The following is a 20,371-nucleotide window of genomic DNA, read 5'->3' as shown; positions in this document are numbered from 1 at the left end:
GCTGCTCTGCATGGCGCTCTCCACCGAGGAGATCGAGGCGCTGGTCGCCGAGACCCGGGGCGTCCGTCCGGCTGGCGCGCTGCTGCACCCCGGTGCCGCCGGACGAGGTCGCCGGCTACCCGATCCGCGGCGGCGCGGTCGCGGTGCACCGCACCGGCTGCCCGGCGGGGGAGCGGATGCGCGCCGACGGGCGGGCCGAGCTGGAGGTGCGCTGGCACCCGGAGGGCGGGCCGGCGGCCGGGCACCGGGTCACCCTGCGGGCCGAGGCACTGAACCGGCCCCGGCTGCTCGCCGACCTCACCGCGGCGATCTCCGGGGCGGGAGTCGGCATCGTCTCGGCGGAGGTCGAGCCGCCGCAGGAGTCCCGGGTCCGGCACACCTACACCGTCGAACTGCCCGAGCCGGCCGCGCTGCCGGGGCTGATGCGGGCGATGCTCAAGGTCTCCGGGGTGTACGACGTGAGCCGCCCGCACGCCCCCGAGGGGGTGTAGCCGGGACCGGCGGGGGGCCCGGGAGCGGCGCCGGAGCGGCCGTCCCGGGGAAATGGGGATGACCGGCCCGGTCCGGGCGTGCGACCATCATGGGGAATTCACGGCCGGTCCACGGCGTTCTCCGGGCACAGGAGCCCGGGCGGCACCCGGGGACCTGAGGGGTAGCTCACCCCGCTCGGACGGTAATCGGGGCGGCAGCTGGGCAGACTCCGTACGGGGCCGCAGCCGCGGTCCCCGAAGGCCACCCGTACCAGCGAGCCAAAGGACAGAATGACCTCCACGTTCGACACCCGCGACCACGCCGACGCTCCGCGCCGCCTCGACGGTCTGCGGGCGGAAGCCCTCATGGACGAGGACCTCGCGGCCATCGACGAGGACCTCGGCCACCACTACGACGGCGACCAGTACGACCGCAGCGAGCGAGCAGCCCTGCGCCGTGTCGCCGGCCTCTCCACCGAACTCGAGGACGTCACCGAGGTCGAGTACCGCCAGCTCCGCCTGGAGCGCGTGGTCCTCGTCGGCGTCTGGACGGACGGCACGCTGGAAGAGGCGGAGAACTCGATGGCCGAGCTCGCCGCACTCGCCGAGACGGCCGGCTCCCAGGTGCTGGACGGCGTCATCCAGCGCCGCGACAAGCCCGACGCCGCCACCTACATCGGCTCCGGCAAGGCGAAGGAGCTGCGCGACATCGTCGCCTCCACCGGCGCCGACACCGTGGTCTGCGACGGTGAGCTCACCCCCGGCCAGCTGATCCACCTGGAGGACGTGGTCAAGGTCAAGGTCGTCGACCGGACGGCCCTGATCCTGGACATCTTCGCCCAGCACGCCAAGTCCCGGGAGGGCAAGGCCCAGGTCTCGCTCGCGCAGATGCAGTACATGCTGCCCCGGCTGCGCGGCTGGGGTCAGTCGCTGTCCCGGCAGATGGGTGGCGGTGGCTCCGGCACCTCGGGCGGCGGCATGGCCACCCGCGGTCCCGGTGAGACCAAGATCGAGACCGACCGGCGCCGGATCCGCGAGAAGATGGCGAAGCTCCGCAGGGAGATCGCCGACATGAAGAAGGGCCGCGACACCAAGCGCCAGGAGCGCAAGCGCCACCAGGTGCCGTCCGTGGCCATCGCCGGGTACACCAACGCCGGCAAGTCCTCCCTGCTCAACCGGCTCACCGGCGCGGGCGTGCTGGTGGAGAACGCGCTGTTCGCCACCCTGGACCCGACCGTGCGCCGGGCCGAGACCCCGAGCGGGCGGCTCTACACGCTGGCCGACACCGTCGGCTTCGTCCGGCACCTGCCGCACCACCTGGTCGAGGCGTTCCGCTCGACCATGGAGGAGGTCGCCGACGCGGACCTCATCCTGCACGTGGTGGACGGCTCGCACCCCGAGCCGGAGACGCAGCTGGCCGCCGTCCGCGAGGTCATCGTCTCGGTCGACGCGCAGAACGTGCCGGAGATCGTGGTGATCAACAAGGCGGACGCCGCCGATCCCCACGTGCTCCAGCGGCTGCTGCGCCGCGAGCCGCACGCCATCGTGGTGTCGGCCCGCAGCGGCGCGGGCATGGAGGAGCTGCTGCAGCTCATCGACGACGAGCTGCCGCGCCCGGCGGTCGAGGTGCGGGCCCTGGTGCCCTACACCCAGGGCGCGCTGGTCTCCCGGGTGCACGCCGAGGGCGAGCTGATCTCCACCGAGCACACCGGCGAGGGCACCCTGCTGCACGCCAAGGTGGCGGCCGAACTGGCCGCCGAGCTGGAGTACTTCGCGGTGGCCCTGCGGGGCTGAGGCCGGAACGCGCGGAAGAGCCCCGGGACGGGACTGCCGTCCCGGGGCCCTTCCGCGCGCCCGCGGGGACTACCTGACGTTCTTGGCGAAGTAGTCGAAGGCCTGCTTCGCCTGGTCCTGCAGCGAGGGGCCGGCCTGGTAGCCGGCCGGAGCGCGGTTGCCGACCGCGCCGACACTGACCAGGTTGGGCTTGCCGTCCCGGGTGACGAACCAGCCACCGCCGGAGGAGCCCGCCGTCATGGTGCAGCCGATCACGTACATCGGTGGGCGGGCCGGGTCGAAGGAGAGCCGCCCGGGGGCGACCGGGGAGTCGCAGTGCTCGAGCTCCAGGCCGTCGAACGGCCGCTCGGCCGGGTAGCCGTAGGCGGCGGCCGCGGTGATCCGGTCGCGCGGGGCGTTGAACCAGATCGGCACCGAGCCGCCGACCGCCTCCTCCAGGGACCGGCCGGAGCCGTCCTCCGCGCGCACCCGCAGCACGCCGTAGTCGTACTGGTGGCGGGCGCCGACGCCGTTCTCCTGGAGCCAGGTCGGCGAGACCAGCGCGCGCACCGCCGTCCACCGGCCGTACGGGGCGGCCTGCTGGTCGGCGCCCGGCTTGCCGCGGACCACCCGGCCGTCCCGGTTGAAGCCGGGCACGAAGACCAGGTTCTTCAGCCAGCCGCCGCCCCTGCCGTCGTGCAGGCAGTGCGCGGCGGTGTAGACGAGGTTGCTGCGGCCCGGGTTGACCGGGTCGGAGACCACGGTGGCGGAGCAGGCCGCGTCGCCCTGCGGTGTGGTCATGAAGAGCCGGCCGACCACCGAACCGACCTGCCCGTACGGGTGCGGCTGCGGCACGGCCGGGACGGCGGCGGGCGCGGCGTCCCGCTCCACACCGGCCGCCGCGGGGGCGGTCAGCGAGTACTCCGGGGTGGGCCGGGGCTTGGCGGCGTCCATCCGGGCCGCCGTCCAGGAGCCGGGCGCCGGCTCGTCGGCGAAGCCGCTGTCGGCGACGTAGCGGGCCCAGTCCTCCACCTTCCAGCCGGAGAGGTCGCCCGCGCTGGTGGGTGCGGACCTGGGCATGGCCAGCGGAGCGGTGGCGGGCCGGGCGGGGCCGTCCGGGCCGCACCCGGCCGCGCCCAGGGCGAGCGCGGCGAGCAGCGCGGCGCCGGCCGTCGCGGCCCGGCGGATGGTTCTCGGCATGCTGGCTCGTCCCCCGTGCTGTGCTGGTGGTTCCGTGCCGCCCCTCGTGGCGGCCGCCGTTCCGTCGGTTCGCCGGCGCGGCCACCGCTCCGACGGAACGGCGGCCGCGTCCGCGACCCGGCTACTTCTTGGAGATCCAGTCCAGCGCCTGCCGGGCGACCGCCTCCAGGTACGGGCCGCTCAGCGAGGTGTGGTCCTGGGTCCCGATCGAGGTGTTGCTGACCAGGGCGGTCCTGCCGTCCGGCATGGTGGCGAACCAGCCGCCGCCGCTGGCGCCCTGGGTCATGTCGCAGCCGATGGTCAGCATGGTCGGGCGCTTGGCGTCGAAGGAGAGCCGGGTGGGCTTGCCGCCGTCGCACCTGTACAGCTCCTGGCCGTCGAACGGCTTGACCAGCGGGTAGCCGGCGGCCGAGACCTTGAGCTGGTCGCGCGGCGCGTCGAACCAGACCGGGACGGCCGAACCGACCGTCTCCTCCAGGGACTTGCCGGTGTCGTTCTGGTTGTGCACGCGCATGACCGCGAAGTCGTACTGGTTGGCGGCGTCGCCGGTGCCGCCGCCCTCGACCATCCACTGCGGGGAGGTGGTGACCTGGTCGGCCCACCAGGTGCCGAGCGGGGCCAGCTCGGACAGCGGAGCGCGCTTCCCGCCGCTGGAGGCGCCCGAGTTGTTGTAGGCGGGCACGAAGACCAGGTCCTTGTAGAAGTTCCCGCCCTTGCCCTCGTGGACGCAGTGGCCGGCCGTCCAGACCAGGTTGCTCCTGCCCGGGTGCTGCGGGTCGGTGATCACCGTCGCCGAGCAGTTGCCGCGGCCGCCCTGGGCGGAGAAGAACACCTTGCCGGAGGGCTGCTTGGTGTACGGGCGGGGCACCGTCACGGCCTTGACCACCGCGGGCTCCGGGTCGGTCACGCCCTCGTCGGTGGACGGCTTGGGCGTGGCGGGGGCGGGCTTGGCGGCGGGCGGGGCCGGGTCGGCGGGCTTGGAGTCGCCCATCTTGTCCGGGTCCCAGAAGTCCTTCACCACCGGGTTGTTGAAGACGTGCTTGGACGCCCACTTGTCCCAGTCCTCGTACTTCCACTTCTTCAGGTCGTCCCAGCTCCTGGGCAGCCCCTCCAGCAGGCCGGTGGGCAGCCCGGACGGGAGGGTGATCCCGCCGATCACGCCGCCCGAACCCGCGGCCGTGCCCGCCTGGGAGGAGGGCGGCGGCGCGGCGGTGGTCCCGTTGTCTCCCGCCGGGCCGTCCGGCCCGCAGGCGCTCACGGCCAGCAGGGTGCCCGCGGCCAGGGCGGCGGCCAGGGCTGACCGGTGGATCCTAGGCATCTGTGCGCTTCCCCCTGTGATCGGTCGATCGGTGCTGGGCGGTGCCGGGCGGCCGGGTGGCGCCGGGCCGCCGGACGGTACCGCGGCCGGCGGCTCCGGGCCGGGGTGGTGCGTGTCCGGCCGGTCCGCGGTGCGGTGGTCCGCCGCCCTGGAGTCTTCCATCGCGGAGGAGGACGGCGATGCCCGCCCCCCGGGTTGCGGCGCGGGCCGGAGGTCACCGATCCGTGATCCCGGCCCGGCCCGTTCACCGGCCCAGCAGGGCATCCGGCCCCGGAGGTGGACAATCGCCGATTCTCACCCGGACGAGTGAGCGGTCCTTGTGATCACCCGTCATGGATAGGTAACCCTTACCTGACGCGACGGTGCGAGCGCCCGCCGATCCCCTCCACCACAGCGCGCGTCTGCACCCCCACGCGCCCCAAGGAGCAGCCTTGAGCACCGCCGCCCTCACCGGAGCCCCGCCCGCCCCCGTCGCCGTCCCCGTCCCGCCGCCCGCCGCGGAGCGGCCCCACGGGAAGGACCTGCTGCTGCACCCCGACCCGGCCGTCGCCGCCGAACAGGCCGGGCTGGAGGCCCTGTTGCGCTGCTGGACCCGGGAGACCGGGGCCCGGCCCGGCCCGGACGGCCGGCTGCGGATCGCCGTCCTCGGCGGGGCCGCCCGGCTCACCGCCCCGGTCGCCTACTGGTCGCCCGGCGGCTGGCACCGCTTCGGGTCGGCCACGCTGTCGGCCGGCGAGGGCACCGCCGAGGCCCCCGTGGACGCCGTCACCGCCGCCGCGCTGCTCGCCGCCGCGGCCGCCGAACGGCCCGACCCCGGGCAGGTCGCCGACCTGGCCGCCAGGGTCGCCGACTCGGTCGTGCGCACCGCCGAGATCCTCGCCCACCGCCGCACCGCCGCCACACCCGGCGGACCGGAGCGCTCGCACTTCCTCGCCGCCGAGCAGTCCCTGCTGCTCGGCCACCCGCTGCACCCCACGCCGAAGAGCCGCGACGGCCTCGGCCCGGCCCAGAGCGCCGCCTACTCGCCCGAACTGCACGGCTCCTTCCAACTGCACTGGTGGGCGGTGGACCGCGAACTGCTGGCGGCCGGCTCCGCCGTCGCCGAGAGCGCCGAGCGGCTCACCGCCGGCCTGCTCGACGGCGGCACCGCGCTGCCGCCCGGCACCGCCGCCGTCCCGCTGCACCCCTGGCAGGCCCGTGAACTCGCCCACCGCCCGGCCGTCGCCGCACTGCTCGCCGACGGACTGCTGCACGACCTCGGCCCGGCCGGCGAACCCTGGTACCCCACCTCCTCGGTGCGCACCGTCTACCGGCCCGGCACCCCGTGGATGCTCAAGCTCTCGCTCGGCCTGCGGATCACCAACTCCCGCCGGGAGAACCTGCGCAAGGAACTGCACCGCGGCCTGGAGATGCACCGGCTGCTGGAGAGCGGGCTGGCCGCCGAGTGGCGGGCCGCCCACCCCGGCTTCGACATCGTCCGCGACCCGGCCTGGATCGGCGTCGACCACCCCGACCTCGGCGACCCGGGCGGCCTGGACACCGTGCTGCGCGCCCAGCCCTTCGCGCCCACCGACCGCGTGCTGTGCGTCGCCGGGCTGGCCGCCGAACAGCCGCTGGGCACCGGCGACACCGTGCCCTCCCGACTCGGCGACATCCTGCGGGCCCTGGCCGCCCGCTGCGCCCGCCCGCTGCAGACCGTGGCCGCCGAATGGTTCCTTCGCTACCTGGACGCGGTCGTCCTGCCGATCCTCTGGCTGGACGGCCGGGGCGGCATCGCCCTGGAGGCGCACCAGCAGAACAGCCTCGTGCAGCTGGACGCCGAGGGCTGGCCGTGCGGCGGCCGCTACCGCGACAACCAGGGCTACTACTACCGGGAGAGCGCGGCCGACCGGCTCACCGCCCGGCTGCCCGGACTCGGCACGGACAGCGACACCTTCCTGCCGGACGGGGTGATCGACCACCACTTCGCCTACTACCTCGGCATCAACCACGTGCTCGGCCTGATCGGTGCCCTCGGCTCCCAGCGGCTCGCCGACGAGACGGTGCTGCTGGCCGCGCTGCGCCGGTTCCTCACCGGCCCTCAGGCCGCCGCCACCGGCTCGGCGCTGCCCGGACTGCTGCTGGAACAGCCCACGCTGCCCTGCAAGGCCAACCTGCTCACCCGGATCAACGGCATGGACGAACTGGTCGGCCCGGTCGCCAGCCAGTCCGTGTACGTGGACATCCCCAACCCGGTGGCGGGAGCCTGATGCCCTGTGACCCGCCCGGGTGGGGCCCCGTCCCCACCCCGGCCGGTGAGTTCCGGCTCGGCCCGGTCCGGCTGCCCGCCGACCTGGCGCTGCTCGCCGGCTGGATGAACGACCCCGAGGTCGACGCCTTCTGGACGCTCGCCGGGCCGCCGGAGGCCACCGAACGGCACGTCCGCGCCCAGCTGGACGGCGACGGCCGCAGCACCCCGTGGCTCGGCCTGCTCGACGGCGAGCCGATGAGCTACTGGGAGGTCTATCGCGCCGACCTCGACCCGCTCGCCGCGCACTACCCGGCGCGGCCGCACGACACCGGCGTGCACCTGCTGCTCGGCCCCGCCGCCAGCCGGGGCCGCGGGCTGGGCGCCGTCCTCCTCGCCGCCCTCGCAGAATTGATTCTGCTCCGGAACCCGCGCTGCGAACGGGTGGTGGCCGAACCGGACGTCCGCAACCGGCGGTCCGTCCGGGCCTTCGAACGGGCCGGATTCCGGGCCGCCGCCGAACTCGACCTGCCCGACAAGCGTGCCGCCCTGATGGTCCTCGAACGGGCCGGCCGGCCCGTCGCGCAGGACCGACTCCCCGCCTAGGACAAACCCGTGGACACCTCGACACCCCCTCCGTACGACCTGCTCGGCGTCGGCATCGGCCCGTTCAACCTCTCGCTCGCCGCACTCGCCGAGCCCGTCCCCGGCCTGCGCACGCTCTTCTGCGACCAGCGGCCGGAGTTCCGCTGGCACCCCGGGATGCTGGTGGACGGGGCCCGGATGCAGGTGCCGTTCCTCGCCGACCTGGTCTCCCTGGTCGACCCGACCAGCCCGTGGTCCTTCCTCAACTACCTGCGCGAGCAGGACCGGCTCTTCCCGTTCTACTTCGCCGAGCGCTTCCAACTGCCGCGCCGCGAGTACGACCACTACTGCCGCTGGGCCGCCGAACACCTGGCCAACTGCCGCTTCGGCACCGAGGTCACCGCCCTGCACTGGGAAGCGCCCTGGTACCGCGTCGAGCTGACCGACACCGCGACCGGCCGGCGATCCGAGGCCAGGGCCCGTAACCTCGCCCTCGGCGTCGGCACCCGGCCCGTGCTGCCCGAGGCCTTCACCGCGCTGGCCGGCCACCCGCGGGCCTTCCACTCCGCCGAGTACCTGGAGCGCCGCGCCGACCTGGCCGGCGCCCGGGACATCACCGTGGTCGGCAGCGGGCAGTCCGGGGCCGAGGTCTTCCTCGACCTGCTCCGGCGCCACGAGGGCGACGGCGTCCGGCTGCGCTGGCTCACCCGGACCAGGGCACTCGCCCCCATGGAGTACTCCAAGCTCGGCCTGGAGCACTTCACCCCCGACTACACCCGCTACTTCCACGGCCTGCCCGCACCCGTCCGGGCCGCCCTGGTCACCGCCCAGTGGCAGCTGCACAAGGCCGCCAGCGCCGAGACCCTCGCCGAGATCCACGACCACCTCTACGAGCGCACCATCGGCCGCCCGATCGACGCCCTCCCGGTCGAGATCACCCCCGGCACCGCCGTCGACGCCGCCCGCCCCGGCCCCTGCGGCGGCCTCGAACTGCACTGCCGGCACACCGACTCCGGCGCCGAGCACCTGCTGCGCACCGACGCCGTGGTGCTCGCCACCGGCTACCGGGCGGCCCGCCCCGCCGCACTCGAACCGCTCGCCGAGCTGATCGACTGGGACGAGGCCGGACGCTACAGGGTCGACCTGGACCACCGGGTCGCCACCCGGCCCGAGCTCACCGGCGGGCTGTACGTCCAGAACGCCGAACTGCACACCCACGGCGTCGGCACCCCCGACCTCGGGCTCGGCGCCCACCGGGCGGCCGTGATCCTCAACGCCGTCACCGGGCGCACCGTCCACCGGCTGCCCGGGCGCACCGCCTGGACCGGCTTCGCGCCGCCCGTCCACGCGGCCGCGTCCCCCGACCCGGCCGCGTCCCCCGACCCGGCCGCCGACCGGCCCCCGGTCGACCCGGCCCGAGTCGACGGGACCCGCGCCGACCGGAGTCATGCCGGTCCGGCCGCCGCCGACCCGACCCCCGCCGTCCCCCGCCCCCAGGAGTTGACCCGTGCCGCAACAGTCGGCCGCTGAACCGCCGCTCCACCTGCCCCCGCACCTCACCGCCGGGCACTGGCGGCGAGCCGGCCGCGCCCTGCTGGCCAAGATGCTGGGAGAGTTCGCCTACGAGGAGCTGCTGCGGCCCGTCCCCGGCGACGAGCCCGGGGAGTACCGGCTGGAGCTGCCCGAGGCCGAGTACCGCTTCACCGCCCGCCGCGGCGCCTACGACAGCTGGCAGGTCGACCCGGAGTCCGTCCGCTGCTCCCGCCCGGACGGCCTGGACCCGCTGCGCTTCCTCCCGTACGCCCGGCAGACCCTCGGCCTGCGCGGCGAGACCACCGGCCACCTGATCCGCGAGCTCTCCGCCACCCTCACCGCCGATGCCCGCCAGCTCGCCACCGCGCTGACCGCCGCCGAACTCGCCGACCTCGACCACGCCGCGCTGGAGGGCCGGCAGACCGGCCACCCCTGGATCGTCCCCAACAAGGGCCGGATCGGCTTCTCCGCCGCCGACACCGCCCGCTGGGCCCCGGAGGCCCGCAGCCCGCGCCCGCTGCCCTGGATCGCGGTCCACAAGCGGCTCGCCGAGTACCGCGGCGTACCCGGCCTGGAACGGCCCGAGCAGCTGTACGCCCGCGAGCTGGACGACGTGGACGCGCTGCGCGCCGCGCTCGGCCCGGACGCCGAGGACTACCTGCTGCTGCCCGTCCACCCCTGGCAGTGGGAGGAGACGGTCCTGCCGCTGTTCGCCCCCTGGATCGCCTCCGGCGAGATCGTCCCGCTGCCCTCGGACGGCGACCCACGGCTGCCCCAGCAGTCCATCCGGTCCTTCTTCAATACCGCCCACCCCGAGCGCTGCACCGTCAAGCTGCCGCTGTCCATCCTCAACACCCTGGTCTGGCGCGGCCTGCCGGTGGAGCGCACCCTGGCCGCCCCCACCGTCACCGCTTGGCTGCTCGGACTGCGCGACGCCGACCCGTACCTGCGCGACGAGTGCCGGGTGGTGCTGCTCGGCGAGATCGCCTCCGTCACCGTCGACCACCCGCTCTACCGCGAGCTGCCCGAGGCGCCGTACCAGTACAAGGAGCTGCTCGGCGCGATCTGGCGCCAGCCGCTCGGCCCGTTCCTGGACGGCGACGAACGGGCCCGCACCCTGGCCTCGCTGCTGCAGAGCGGCTCCGACGGGCGGGCGCTGGCCGCCGAGCTGATCGACCGCTCCGGCCTGCTTCCCGGCGACTGGACCGCCCGGCTGTTCGCCGCGATGATGCCGCCGCTGCTGCACTTCCTCTACCGCTACGGGCTGGTCTTCTCCCCGCACGGCGAGAACGCCATCGTGGTCTTCGACGCGTCCGACGCGCCGGTCCGGCTCGCGGTCAAGGACTTCGTGGACGACGTCAACCTCAGCGCCCAGAGCCTGCCCGAACTGCACGGCCTGCCCGCCGAGGTCGCCGAGGTGCTGCTGCGGGAGAGCCCGCAGGGGCTCTGCCAGTTCATCCATTCCGGGCTGTTCATCGGCGTCTTCCGCTTCCTCGCCCCGCTGCTGGAGGCGCAGACCGGACTGCCCGAGACCGAGTTCTGGGCCCTGCTGCGCGCCGAGGTGCTGCGCTACCAGGAGCGCTTCCCCGAGCTGCGCGAGCGCTTCGAGCTGTTCGACCTGTTCCGCCCCCGGATCGACCGGCTCTGCCTCAACCGCAACCGGCTGCTGCTGGACGGCTACCAGGACCGCCCGCACCGCCCGCACGCCGCCCGGTACGGGACGGTGCCCAACGCGCTGGTCACCGTGGACGTGCGAATGCCCGGGCAACGGGACCGGATTGTCACCCCCGCCCCGTAGGGTGGGAGGGTCATGACGAACGACTCCGAATCCCACGACTCCGAATCCCAGCGGGCGGCGGTCCTCGGCGACGAGGCCGAGGACGCCGTCGCCGTCCCGCGCTCGCGGATCCCCGAACTGCTGCACGCCGCGGTGGCGGCCGTCGGCGGTGTGGAGCGCCCCGGTCAGGTCCGGATGGCCGAGGCCGTCGCCGACGCCGTCGACCACGCCGAGCACCTGCTCGTCCAGGCCGGCACCGGCACCGGGAAGTCCCTGGCCTACCTGGTGCCCGCGCTCGCCCACGGCGACCGCGTGGTGGTCGCCACCGCCACGCTGGCGCTGCAACGCCAGCTGGTGGAACGGGACTTGCCGCGCACCGTCGAGGCGATGCACCCGGTGCTGCGCCGCCGCCCGCTGTTCGCGATGCTCAAGGGCCGCTCCAACTACCTCTGCCTGCACCGGGCCAACGAGGGCACCCCGAGCGACGAGGGCGAGGGCCTGTTCGACCCGGTGGACGCGCTCGGCGGGCCCACCGGGAAGCTCGGGCAGGACGTGCTGCGCCTGCGGGAGTGGGCCGACGAGACCGACACCGGGGACCGCGACGACCTCAGCCCCGGCGTCTCCGACAAGGCCTGGGCCCAGCTGTCGGTCACCTCCAAGGAGTGCCTGGGAGCCACCCGCTGCCCGTACGGGCAGGAGTGCTTCGCGGAGAAGGCGCGGGAGCGGGCCAAGCTGGCCGACGTCGTGGTCACCAACCACGCGATGCTCGCGATCGACGCGATCGAGGGCGCGCCGGTGCTGCCCGAGCACGGGCTGCTGATCGTGGACGAGGCGCACGAGCTGGTCAACCGGGTCACCGGCGCGGCCACCGCCGAGCTGACCGTCGGTGCGGTCAACCGGGCGGTGAAGCGGGCCGCGCGGCTGGCCAACGAGAAGGCGGTCGACGCGCTCCAGGCCGCCGCCGAGAACTACCACGGCCTGATGGAGACCGCCCAGCCCGGCCGGGTCGAGGAGCTGCCCGAGTACCTGGCGTACGCGGTCACCGCGATCCGGGACGCCTCCCGCCAGGTGATCACCTCGCTGGGGGAGACCAGGGACAAGGGCCTCAGCGACGAGGACGCCGTCCGCAAGCAGGCGATGGCCTCGGCCGAGGCGCTGCACGAGACGGCCGAGCGGCTGCTGGAGGACTCCGAGTACGACGTGGTCTGGATCGAGCGCAGCGACCGCTACGGGCTGGGCACCGCCTCGCTGCGGGTCGCCCCGCTGAGCGTCTCCGGGCTGCTGCGCGAGGGCCTGTACAAGGAGCGCTCGGTCGTCCTCACCTCGGCGACGCTCAAGCTCGGCGGGGACTTCAACGGCGTCGCCGCCTCGGTGGGCCTGCCCTCCGAGACGCGGCTGCCGGACGTCCGCACCGCCGGGGACAACCCCGAGCCGGGGTTCGGCGAGGACGCCGTCCCGCACTGGCGCGGGATCGACGTCGGCTCGCCGTTCAAGTACCCCAAGCAGGGCATCCTGTACGTCGCCAAGCACCTGGCCGACCCCGGGCGGGACCCGGAACGCCCGGACATGCTGGACGAGTTGGCCGAGCTGATCGGCGCGGCCGGCGGGCGGACGCTGGGCCTGTTCTCCTCGATGCGCGGCGCCCAGACGGCCGCCGAGGCGATGCGCGAGCGGCTCGACCACCGCGTCCTGCTCCAGGGCGAGGACACCCTGGGCGAGCTGATCCGGGAGTTCGCCTCGGACGCGACCACCTGCCTGTTCGGCACGCTCTCGCTCTGGCAGGGCGTGGACGTGCCCGGCTCGGCCTGCCAGCTGGTCGTGATGGACCGGATCCCGTTCCCCCGGCCGGACGACCCGCTGATGAGCGCCCGGCAGAAGGACGTCGAACAGCGCGGCGGGAACGGCTTCATGGCCGTCGCGGCGACGCACGCGGCGCTGCTGATGGCGCAGGGCGCGGGCCGGCTGGTGCGCGCGGCCGACGACCGGGGAGTGGTCGCGGTGCTGGACCCACGGGTGGAGACCAAGCGGTACGGGAGCTTCTTCCGGTCCTCGATGCCGGAGTTCTGGTACACCACGGACCGCAACCAGGTGCGCCGCTCGCTGGCGGCGATCGACGCCTCGGCGGCGCCGGTGCGGCCGGTGGTGAAGCGGGGCTGAGCGCCCGCCGCGGCCATTCCGCGGCACCAAACGCCGGAGGGGCTCCCCGCAGTCGCGGCGGAGCCCCTCTCCGACTGGTGGCGGTGGGCGTCGTCAGAGCCGGCGCAGGACCGCGACGACCTTGCCCAGGATGGTCGCGTTGTCGCCGTTGATCGGCTCGTACGCCGGGTTGTGCGGCATCAGCCAGATCCGGCCGTCCTCGCGCTTGAGCCGCTTGACGGTGGCCTCGCCGTCGATCATCGCGGCCACGATGTCGCCGTTCTCGGCGACCGGCTGGCGGCGCACGGTGACCCAGTCGCCGTCGCAGATGGCCGCCTCGATCATCGAGTCGCCGCGCACGGTGAGTGCGAACAGCTCGCCCTCGCCGACCAGCTGGCGGGGCAGCGGGAAGACGTCCTCGACCGTCTGCTCGGCCAGGATCGGCCCGCCGGCGGCGATCCGGCCGACCAGCGGGACATAGGAGGTGGAGGGCCGGCCGGCCGTCTCGGCGGTGTTCGGACGGGCCACCTCGACGCCGCGGACCTCGTAGGCGCGTGGGCGGTGCGGATCCCGGCGCAGGAAGCCCTTGCGTTCCAGGGCCATCAGCTGGTGGGCGACCGAGGAGGTGCTGGACAGGCCGACGGCCTGGCCGATCTCGCGCATGGACGGCGGGTAGCCGCGGCGCTGGACGGAGTCCCGGATGACCTCGATCACCCGGCGCTGGCGCTCGGTGAGTCCGGCCTCGTCGGTGCGGATGCCGGGGGGGCGTCCGGGCATCGCGCGCGCGGGGGAGGGGTGGGAGTCGTCCATGGCGGCGGAGTGTTCGATCGGCTGGTCGGGCACGCGAGTGGCCCCGGAAAGGGCCGCGCCGGAGAGGCGGTGGTCTTCGCTACGGTCCATGCTGATGTCCACACCCTGCTGATTCGTGGTGCGCTGCCCCACCTTGAACTGGGAGTGTTCCTGCACCGGGATGGTGTTGCTTTCGATCGTGTTCACGGCGGCCCCTCTCGACGGCTGTCCTCTCCCTTTTCCAGCCCAACGCGCCTCCTATCGAAAGGTTGCGCCAAACACACGTTCGAGTGAATTATTCGGGAGTTGACTGACTCGATCAAGGCTTTGTTGTACATCGAGTAAATGTTCGAGCCGAACTCGACTCCGGCAGTCTAATCCGCGCCGTCGCGGCATCGACACGCCACGGCGCTCACCTCCCCCAGAGTCCCAGATGTAGTGGCTACAGTCCTCTCCGTGCCCAGTACTAGTGGTCGCCCCGCATGATCAGCTTGCCCAGGCCGGGGGCGCATCGCATAGACTCGACAAGTCCGAACGTTCTGCCAGGGAGGGATCCCGAGGTGCACTGCCCCTTCTGCCGGCACTCCGACAGCCGTGTTGTCGACAGCCGGACCACCGAGGACGGCAGCTGCATCCGCCGCCGTCGGCAGTGCCCGGACTGCGGCCGCCGCTTCACCACGGTGGAGACGGCAGCGCTGATGGTCATCAAGCGCAGCGGCGTCACCGAGCCGTTCTCCCGGCAGAAGGTCATCACCGGCGTCCGCAAGGCCTGCCAGGGCCGCCCGGTCACCGAGGACGCGCTGGCCCAGCTCGGCCAGCGGGTCGAGGAGTGCGTGCGCGCCAGCGGCAGCGCCGAGCTGACCACCCACGACGTGGGGCTGGCCATACTCGGCCCGCTCAAGGAACTCGACGTGGTCGCCTACCTGCGCTTCGCCTCGGTGTACCAGGCGTACGACGGACTGGAAGACTTCGAGGCCGCCATCGCGGAACTCCGCGTCGAGCGGCCCCGCACCGCCGAGACGGACGACACCTGCGCGTCCGTCCCCGCCGCCGCGCCCTAGGAGGCGCCGGGCCCCACCGGGCCCTGTTCCGCACCACCACGGCCCCGCGGGGCCCACGCGTGCCCGAAATCAGGGCACGAAACACTACAAACCGTGCGCAAGCAGGCGAGGTCTCCGCCTGCCCGCACACCGGAAGAACGAACCAGCAGTGCCCGGACTTTTCAGGGCGCTTCGGGCGTTTGCCCAGGAGGAGGAGCGAGAAGTGACAGACACCACGAGCGGTTCCGCACGCGGGTCGAAGTCCGAGAAGGCCGCGGCCAAGGGCGCCAAGGCCCCGAAGGGCGGTCTCCGGATGGAGCGCATCCACACCACTCCTGGCGTGCACCCGTACGACGAGGTCCGCTGGGAGCGGCGTGACGTCGTCATGACCAACTGGCGCGACGGCTCGATCAACTTCGAGCAGCGCGGCGTCGAGTTCCCCGACTTCTGGTCGGTCAACGCCGTCAACATCGTCACGTCCAAGTACTTCCGCGGCGCCGTCGGCACCCCGCAGCGCGAGTGGAGCCTCAAGCAGATCATCGACCGCGTGGTGCTCACCTACCGCGCCGCCGGCGAGAAGCACGGCTACTTCGCGTCCAAGGACGACGCCGAGATCTTCGAACACGAGCTGACCCACGCCCTCCTCCACCAGGTGTTCAGCTTCAACTCGCCGGTCTGGTTCAACGTCGGCACCAAGCAGCCCCAGCAGGTCAGCGCCTGCTTCATCCTGTCCGTCGACGACTCCATGGAGTCGATCCTCGACTGGTACAAGGAAGAGGGCATGATCTTCAAGGGCGGCTCCGGCGCCGGCCTCAACCTCTCCCGGATCCGCTCCTCCAAGGAACTGCTCTCCTCCGGCGGCAACGCCTCCGGCCCGGTCTCCTTCATGCGCGGCGCCGACGCCTCCGCCGGCACCATCAAGTCCGGCGGCGCCACCCGCCGCGCGGCCAAGATGGTCGTCCTCGACGTGGACCACCCCGACGTCGAGGCCTTCATCGAGACCAAGGTGAAGGAAGAGGAGAAGATCCGCGCCCTGCGCGACGCGGGCTTCGACATGGACCTCGGCGGCGACGACATCACCTCCGTCCAGTACCAGAACGCCAACAACTCCGTCCGCGTCAACGACGAATTCATGACCGCCGTCGAGAACGGCACCGAATTCGGCCTGCGCGCCCGGATGACCGGCGAGGTCATCGAGACCGTCGACGCGAAGAAGCTCTTCCGCAAGATGGCCGAGGCCGCCTGGGCCTGCGCCGACCCCGGGATCCAGTACGACACCACGATCAACCGCTGGCACACCTGCCCGGAGTCCGGCCGCATCAACGCGTCCAACCCCTGCTCCGAGTACATGCACCTGGACAACTCCAGCTGCAACCTCGCCTCGCTGAACCTGATGAAGTTCCTGCGCGACGACGACACCTTCGACGCCGCGTCCTTCGCCAAGGTCGTCGAGCTGGTCATCACCGCGATGGACATCTCCATCTGCTTCGCGGACTTCCCCACCGAGAAGATCGGCGAGACCACCCGCGCCTTCCGCCAGCTCGGCATCGGCTACGCCAACCTCGGCGCCCTGCTGATGGCCACCGGCCACGCCTACGACAGCGAGGGCGGCCGCGCCCTGGCCGGCGCCATCACCTCGCTGATGACCGGCACCGCCTACCGCCGCGGCGCCGAACTCGCCGGCGTGGTCGGCCCGTACGACGGCTACGCCCGCAACGCGACCGCCCACCAGCAGGTCATGAAGCAGCACGCGGACGCCTCGCTCGACGCCGAGTCGGTCGACGACCTGGACTCCCCGATCTGGCTGGCCGCCAACAAGACCTGGCAGGACGTGCTGCGCCTCGGCGCGCAGAACGGCTTCCGCAACGCCCAGGCCTCGGTGCTCGCCCCGACCGGCACCATCGGCCTGATGATGGACTGCGACACCACCGGCGTCGAGCCCGACCTGGCCCTCGTCAAGTTCAAGAAGCTCGTCGGCGGCGGCTCCATGCAGATCGTCAACGGCACCGTCCCGCGCGCCCTCAAGCGCCTCGGCTACCAGGACGAGCAGACCGAGGCGGTCGTCGCCCACATCGCCGAGCACGGCAACGTGATGGACGCGCCCGGCCTGAAGCCCGAGCACTACGAGGTGTTCGACTGCGCGATGGGCGAGCGTGTCATCTCGGCGATGGGCCACGTCCGGATGATGGCGGCGATCCAGCCCTGGATCTCCGGCGCCATCTCCAAGACCGTGAACATGCCCGAGAGCGCCACGGTGGAAGAGGTCGAGGAGATCTACTTCGAGGCCTGGAAGCTCGGGGTGAAGGCACTCGCCATCTATCGCGACAACTGCAAGGTCGGGCAGCCGCTCTCGGCGAAGACCAAGTCCTCCGAGGCCGCTGAGACCAAGGCTGCCGAGGCCCCGGTCGCCGCGGTCGAGAAGGTCGTCGAGTACCGCCCGGTCCGCAAGCGCCTGCCCAAGGGCCGCCCGGGCATCACCACCTCCTTCACGGTCGGTGGCGCCGAGGGCTACATGACCGCCAACTCCTACCCGGACGACGGCCTGGGCGAGGTCTTCCTGAAGATGTCCAAGCAGGGCTCGACCCTCGCGGGCATGATGGACGCCTTCTCCATCGCCGTCTCGGTCGGCCTCCAGTACGGCGTGCCGCTGGAGACGTACGTCTCCAAGTTCACCAACATGCGCTTCGAGCCGGCCGGTCTGACCGACGACCCGGACGTGCGGATGGCGCAGTCGATCGTCGACTACATCTTCCGCCGCCTGGCGCTGGACTTCCTGCCGTTCGAGACCCGCTCGGCGCTCGGCATCCACTCCGTCGAGGAGCGCCAGCGCCACCTGGAGACCGGCTCGTACGAGCCGCTGGAGGCCGAGGAGATCGACACCGAGTCGCTCGCCCAGTCCGCCCCGGTGGCCCCCGTCGTCGCCAAGCCGGCCCCGGCCCCGGCCGTCGAGGCGCCCAAGGCGACCCCGAAGCAGGCCCACAACTCCACGGAGCTGATGGAGATCCAGCTCGGCCTCAACGCCGACGCCCCGCTCTGCTTCTCCTGCGGCACCAAGATGCGCCGCGCCGGCAGCTGCTACCTCTGCGAGGGCTGCGGCTCCACCAGCGGCTGCAGCTGATCACGCCCGACCCCGGTGGCCGCCTCCTGAGGTGACCGCTTGAAGCGGGGCGAGGACCTTCCCGGTCCTCGCCCCGCTTTTTCGTGTGTCCGGGCGTGCCGATGTCACGTCCGGGGGTGGTGTCCGGTCCGTAGGGGGTGAACGGGCTCTGCCGAGAAGGAGTGGTGCGGTGATGGGGACGGTGCTGGTGACCGGGGCGACGGGGACGCTCGGGCGGGAGGTGGTGCGGCTGCTGGTGGCGCGCGGGGTGGCGGTGCGGGGTTTGAGCCGGCGGGTCCGGGCCGGGGGCGACGGGGTCGAGTGGGTGGTCGGGGACCTGGTGAGCGGGGCCGGGATGGCGCGGGCGCTGGCCGGGGTCGAGGTCGTGGTGGACTGCGCGACCACGCAGAAGAAGGAGGACCTGGCCGGGGTCCGGACCCTGGTGGCGCAGGCCCGGGAGGCCGGGGTGGGGCACCTGGTGTACGTGTCGATCGTCGGGATCGACCGGGTGCCGCTCGCGTACTACCGGACGAAGCTCGCCTGTGAGCGGGTGGTGCGGGAGTCCGGGCTGGGCTGGACGGTGCTGCGGGCGACGCAGTTCCACGACCTGCTGCTGAGGTTCTTCGACGCTGCCGTGAAGCTGCCGGTCCTCCCGGTGCCGAGCGGTGTGGCGTTCCAGCCGGTGGACGTGCGGGAGGTGGCGGAGGCGGTCGCGGACCTGGTGTGGGAGGGGCCCGCCGGCTTCGCGCCGGAAGTGGGCGGCCCGCAGGTGCTGTCGTACCGGGAGCTGGCCGAGGCCTACCTGAGGGCGGCGGGCAGACGCCGACCACTGCTGCCGCTGCGCCTGCCGGGAGCGTTCGGCCGCGGCCTTCGGGCGGGCGGCAACCTGGCGCCGGAGCGGGCGGTGGGCCGGGGGACCTTCGAGGAGGCCCTGGATCGCCGGTTCGGCGGCCGTTGAGGCCCGTCCGGGTGTCAACCAGGGTTGACACCCGGACGGCCGTCAACCAGAGTTGACGGCATGAGCGAGAGCGGAGAACTCGCGGCTGCGGCGAGCAGCCGTGACCCCGCCGTGGGGCTCCGGGCGGTCCGCGCGTTGCGCGATCTGGCGGATCGTCTGGAGGGCCTGCAGGTGGGCAACGCCCGATCGCAGGGCTGGTCCTGGCAGGACATCGCGCTCTGCCTGGGCGTGACCAGGCAAGCGGTGCACAAGAAGTACGCGAAGCGCGGGCCGGGCAAGGGCGAGGACGGAGGCTGAGCGGTGTTCGAACGGTTCACGGAGGCGGCGAGGCAGGTCGTGGTCGCGGCGCAGCAGGAGGCGAGGGAGCTGCGGCACCGGCACGTCGGGACGGAACACCTGCTGCTGGCGATCGTCGGCACACCCGGCGATCCGGCGGCCGCCGTTCTGGTCGAGGCGGGGCTGGACCAGGAGGAGGTGCGGCGTGCGGTCCGCCGGGCGCTCGGACCGGAGGAGGACGCGGCTGCTCTCGCCTCGATCGGGGTCGATCTGGGGGCAGTGCGCGAGGCCGTCGAGTCGGTGTTCGGCGAGGGTGCGCTGGACGTGCCCGTCGAGGGGGAGCCGAGGCGGCGCGGCTGGTTCCGGTCCGAGTCGAGGCCGGTGCGGAGCCCGTTCACGGCCGGGGCGAAGGCGGCACTGACGCTGTCGCTGCGAGAGTCCCTGCGGCTCAAGGCGAGGGAGATCGCGGTGGGCCACCTGCTGCTCGGAGTGTTGCGCGAGGGGGAGGGGCTCGGCGCCAGAGTGATCGTGGAGCACGGGCTGGATCCGGAGGCCGTGCGGCGGGCGATCGAGGACAGGCTCGGGTCGGTCCCCGGGGTGTGAGGCGTGGTCCCGGGTGGGGGTGGGTGGTGGTTCCGGAGGGTGTGGGCGGCGATGTGTCAGGGGATTGGTCGTCAACTGGCCGCTTGAGGCCTATGTCTGAATCGATATGATCGGCCGAAAGCGTGAACCGATCAGCCGCCCGGGGACGTTTCGTCGCGTCCCCGGGCGGTCTGGTATGCGCCCGACCAGCTGTCGGCGGCCGCAATCCGTCGCCGACCCGCCGCCCGCGCCGCCGCCCGCCGACGTTGCCGAGGACCGCACCGATGAGAGAAGCCACCAGCCCCGACGGCCGATCGCGCCGACGGCCCGCGCCGCGTACCGTCGCCCTGACCGCGGCGGCCGTGCTGCTGGCGCTGGTCGCCGCGCCGGTCGGGGTCGTCCGGGCGTTCGGCGCGCACCAGCCGCTCACCGCCCTCGCGGTGGCCGCCGTCTCGGTGCTCTGGCTGATCGCCGTCGGCCTCGCGGCGACCGGCGTCGAGCGCACCCGCGCGCTGACCGAGGACCTGGCCGCGCAGCACGAGGAGACCCGGGCGGCGCTGGTCGCCGCGGGTACGGCCCGGCAGGCCGAGACGGCCGCCGCGGACCACGC

Annotated in this window: 16 protein-coding genes; 13 read left to right on the top strand and 3 right to left on the bottom strand. The window is 73.2% G+C overall.

Features of this window, described 5'->3' with window-relative positions; all coding sequences use genetic code 11:
* Positions 1 to 491, top strand: a 491-nt coding sequence (locus tag AB0E96_RS22695) for an ACT domain-containing protein (protein WP_359826540.1), incomplete at its 5' end; no start/stop codon positions are given.
* 270 nt (positions 492 to 761) lie between these two features.
* Complete coding sequence (hflX, locus tag AB0E96_RS22690) at positions 762 to 2,264, top strand: GTPase HflX (protein ID WP_359826537.1); 1,503 nt, start codon at positions 762 to 764, stop codon at positions 2,262 to 2,264.
* 69 nt (positions 2,265 to 2,333) lie between these two features.
* Here hflX and AB0E96_RS22685 read toward each other — a convergent pair whose 3' ends face one another.
* Positions 2,334 to 3,443: a hypothetical protein gene (locus AB0E96_RS22685; RefSeq protein ID WP_359826534.1), complete on the bottom strand. Its 1,110-nt coding sequence runs from the start codon at positions 3,441 to 3,443 to the stop codon at positions 2,334 to 2,336.
* A 121-nt stretch (positions 3,444 to 3,564) separates the two neighbouring features.
* On the bottom strand, positions 3,565 to 4,761 hold the full coding sequence (locus AB0E96_RS22680; protein ID WP_359826532.1) for a hypothetical protein: 1,197 nt from the start codon (positions 4,759 to 4,761) through the stop codon (positions 3,565 to 3,567).
* Positions 4,762 to 5,192: 431 nt separating this feature from the next.
* Between AB0E96_RS22680 and AB0E96_RS22675 the strand changes: the two genes are divergently transcribed.
* From AB0E96_RS22675 to AB0E96_RS22655, 5 genes are read left to right on the top strand one after another with little or no spacing between them, the layout of a single operon-like run.
* A complete protein-coding gene (locus tag AB0E96_RS22675) occupies positions 5,193 to 7,010 on the top strand; it encodes an IucA/IucC family protein (protein ID WP_359826530.1) in 1,818 nt (605 codons plus the stop codon).
* Positions 7,007 to 7,594 carry a GNAT family N-acetyltransferase gene (locus tag AB0E96_RS22670; protein WP_359826545.1) on the top strand — a complete coding sequence of 196 codons (588 nt, stop codon included), beginning with the start codon at positions 7,007 to 7,009 and terminating at the stop codon, positions 7,592 to 7,594. Before AB0E96_RS22675 ends, AB0E96_RS22670 begins: the two co-directional genes overlap by 4 nt.
* Positions 7,595 to 7,603: 9 nt before the next feature.
* Positions 7,604 to 9,103 carry a SidA/IucD/PvdA family monooxygenase gene (locus tag AB0E96_RS22665; RefSeq protein WP_359826528.1) on the top strand — a complete coding sequence of 500 codons (1,500 nt, stop codon included), beginning with the start codon at positions 7,604 to 7,606 and terminating at the stop codon, positions 9,101 to 9,103.
* Entirely contained in the window at positions 9,081 to 10,904 is a 1,824-nt protein-coding gene (locus AB0E96_RS22660) for an IucA/IucC family siderophore biosynthesis protein (protein ID WP_359826526.1), read from the top strand. Before AB0E96_RS22665 ends, AB0E96_RS22660 begins: the two co-directional genes overlap by 23 nt.
* 12 nt (positions 10,905 to 10,916) lie before the next feature.
* The gene (locus tag AB0E96_RS22655) at positions 10,917 to 13,040 is read left to right on the top strand and encodes an ATP-dependent DNA helicase (protein ID WP_359826523.1); all 2,124 of its coding nucleotides are present in this window, start codon (positions 10,917 to 10,919) and stop codon (positions 13,038 to 13,040) included.
* Positions 13,041 to 13,133: 93 nt separating this feature from the next.
* Here the strand turns inward: AB0E96_RS22655 and lexA are convergent, their stop codons facing one another.
* Entirely contained in the window at positions 13,134 to 14,015 is an 882-nt protein-coding gene (gene lexA / locus AB0E96_RS22650) for a transcriptional repressor LexA (protein WP_359826521.1), read from the bottom strand.
* Positions 14,016 to 14,368: 353 nt separating this feature from the next.
* Between lexA and nrdR the strand changes: the two genes are divergently transcribed.
* From nrdR to AB0E96_RS22620, 6 genes are all read left to right on the top strand, one after another.
* Entirely contained in the window at positions 14,369 to 14,869 is a 501-nt protein-coding gene (nrdR, locus tag AB0E96_RS22645; protein WP_359826519.1) for a transcriptional regulator NrdR, read from the top strand.
* Between the two features lie 202 nt (positions 14,870 to 15,071).
* Positions 15,072 to 17,966 carry a vitamin B12-dependent ribonucleotide reductase gene (locus AB0E96_RS22640; protein WP_359826518.1) on the top strand — a complete coding sequence of 965 codons (2,895 nt, stop codon included), beginning with the start codon at positions 15,072 to 15,074 and terminating at the stop codon, positions 17,964 to 17,966.
* A gap of 172 nt (positions 17,967 to 18,138) precedes the next feature.
* Entirely contained in the window at positions 18,139 to 18,903 is a 765-nt protein-coding gene (locus tag AB0E96_RS22635; protein ID WP_359826543.1) for an NAD(P)H-binding protein, read from the top strand.
* Positions 18,904 to 18,963: 60 nt separating this feature from the next.
* Positions 18,964 to 19,200, top strand: coding sequence for an RNA polymerase subunit sigma-70 (locus AB0E96_RS22630; RefSeq protein WP_359826516.1), 237 nt, complete (start codon positions 18,964 to 18,966; stop codon positions 19,198 to 19,200).
* A gap of 3 nt (positions 19,201 to 19,203) precedes the next feature.
* A complete protein-coding gene (locus AB0E96_RS22625) occupies positions 19,204 to 19,782 on the top strand; it encodes a Clp protease N-terminal domain-containing protein (protein WP_359826514.1) in 579 nt (192 codons plus the stop codon).
* Between the two features lie 263 nt (positions 19,783 to 20,045).
* Positions 20,046 to 20,371: hypothetical protein (locus AB0E96_RS22620; RefSeq protein WP_359826513.1), on the top strand; the 326-nt coding region annotated here is incomplete at its 3' end.

It is taken from the genome of Kitasatospora sp. NPDC036755 (genome assembly GCF_040636595.1).
Lineage (GTDB): Bacteria > Actinomycetota > Actinomycetes > Streptomycetales > Streptomycetaceae > Kitasatospora.
Note: the sequence above shows the minus strand (reverse complement) of the source record. Positions and strands in the feature narration are given on the sequence as shown.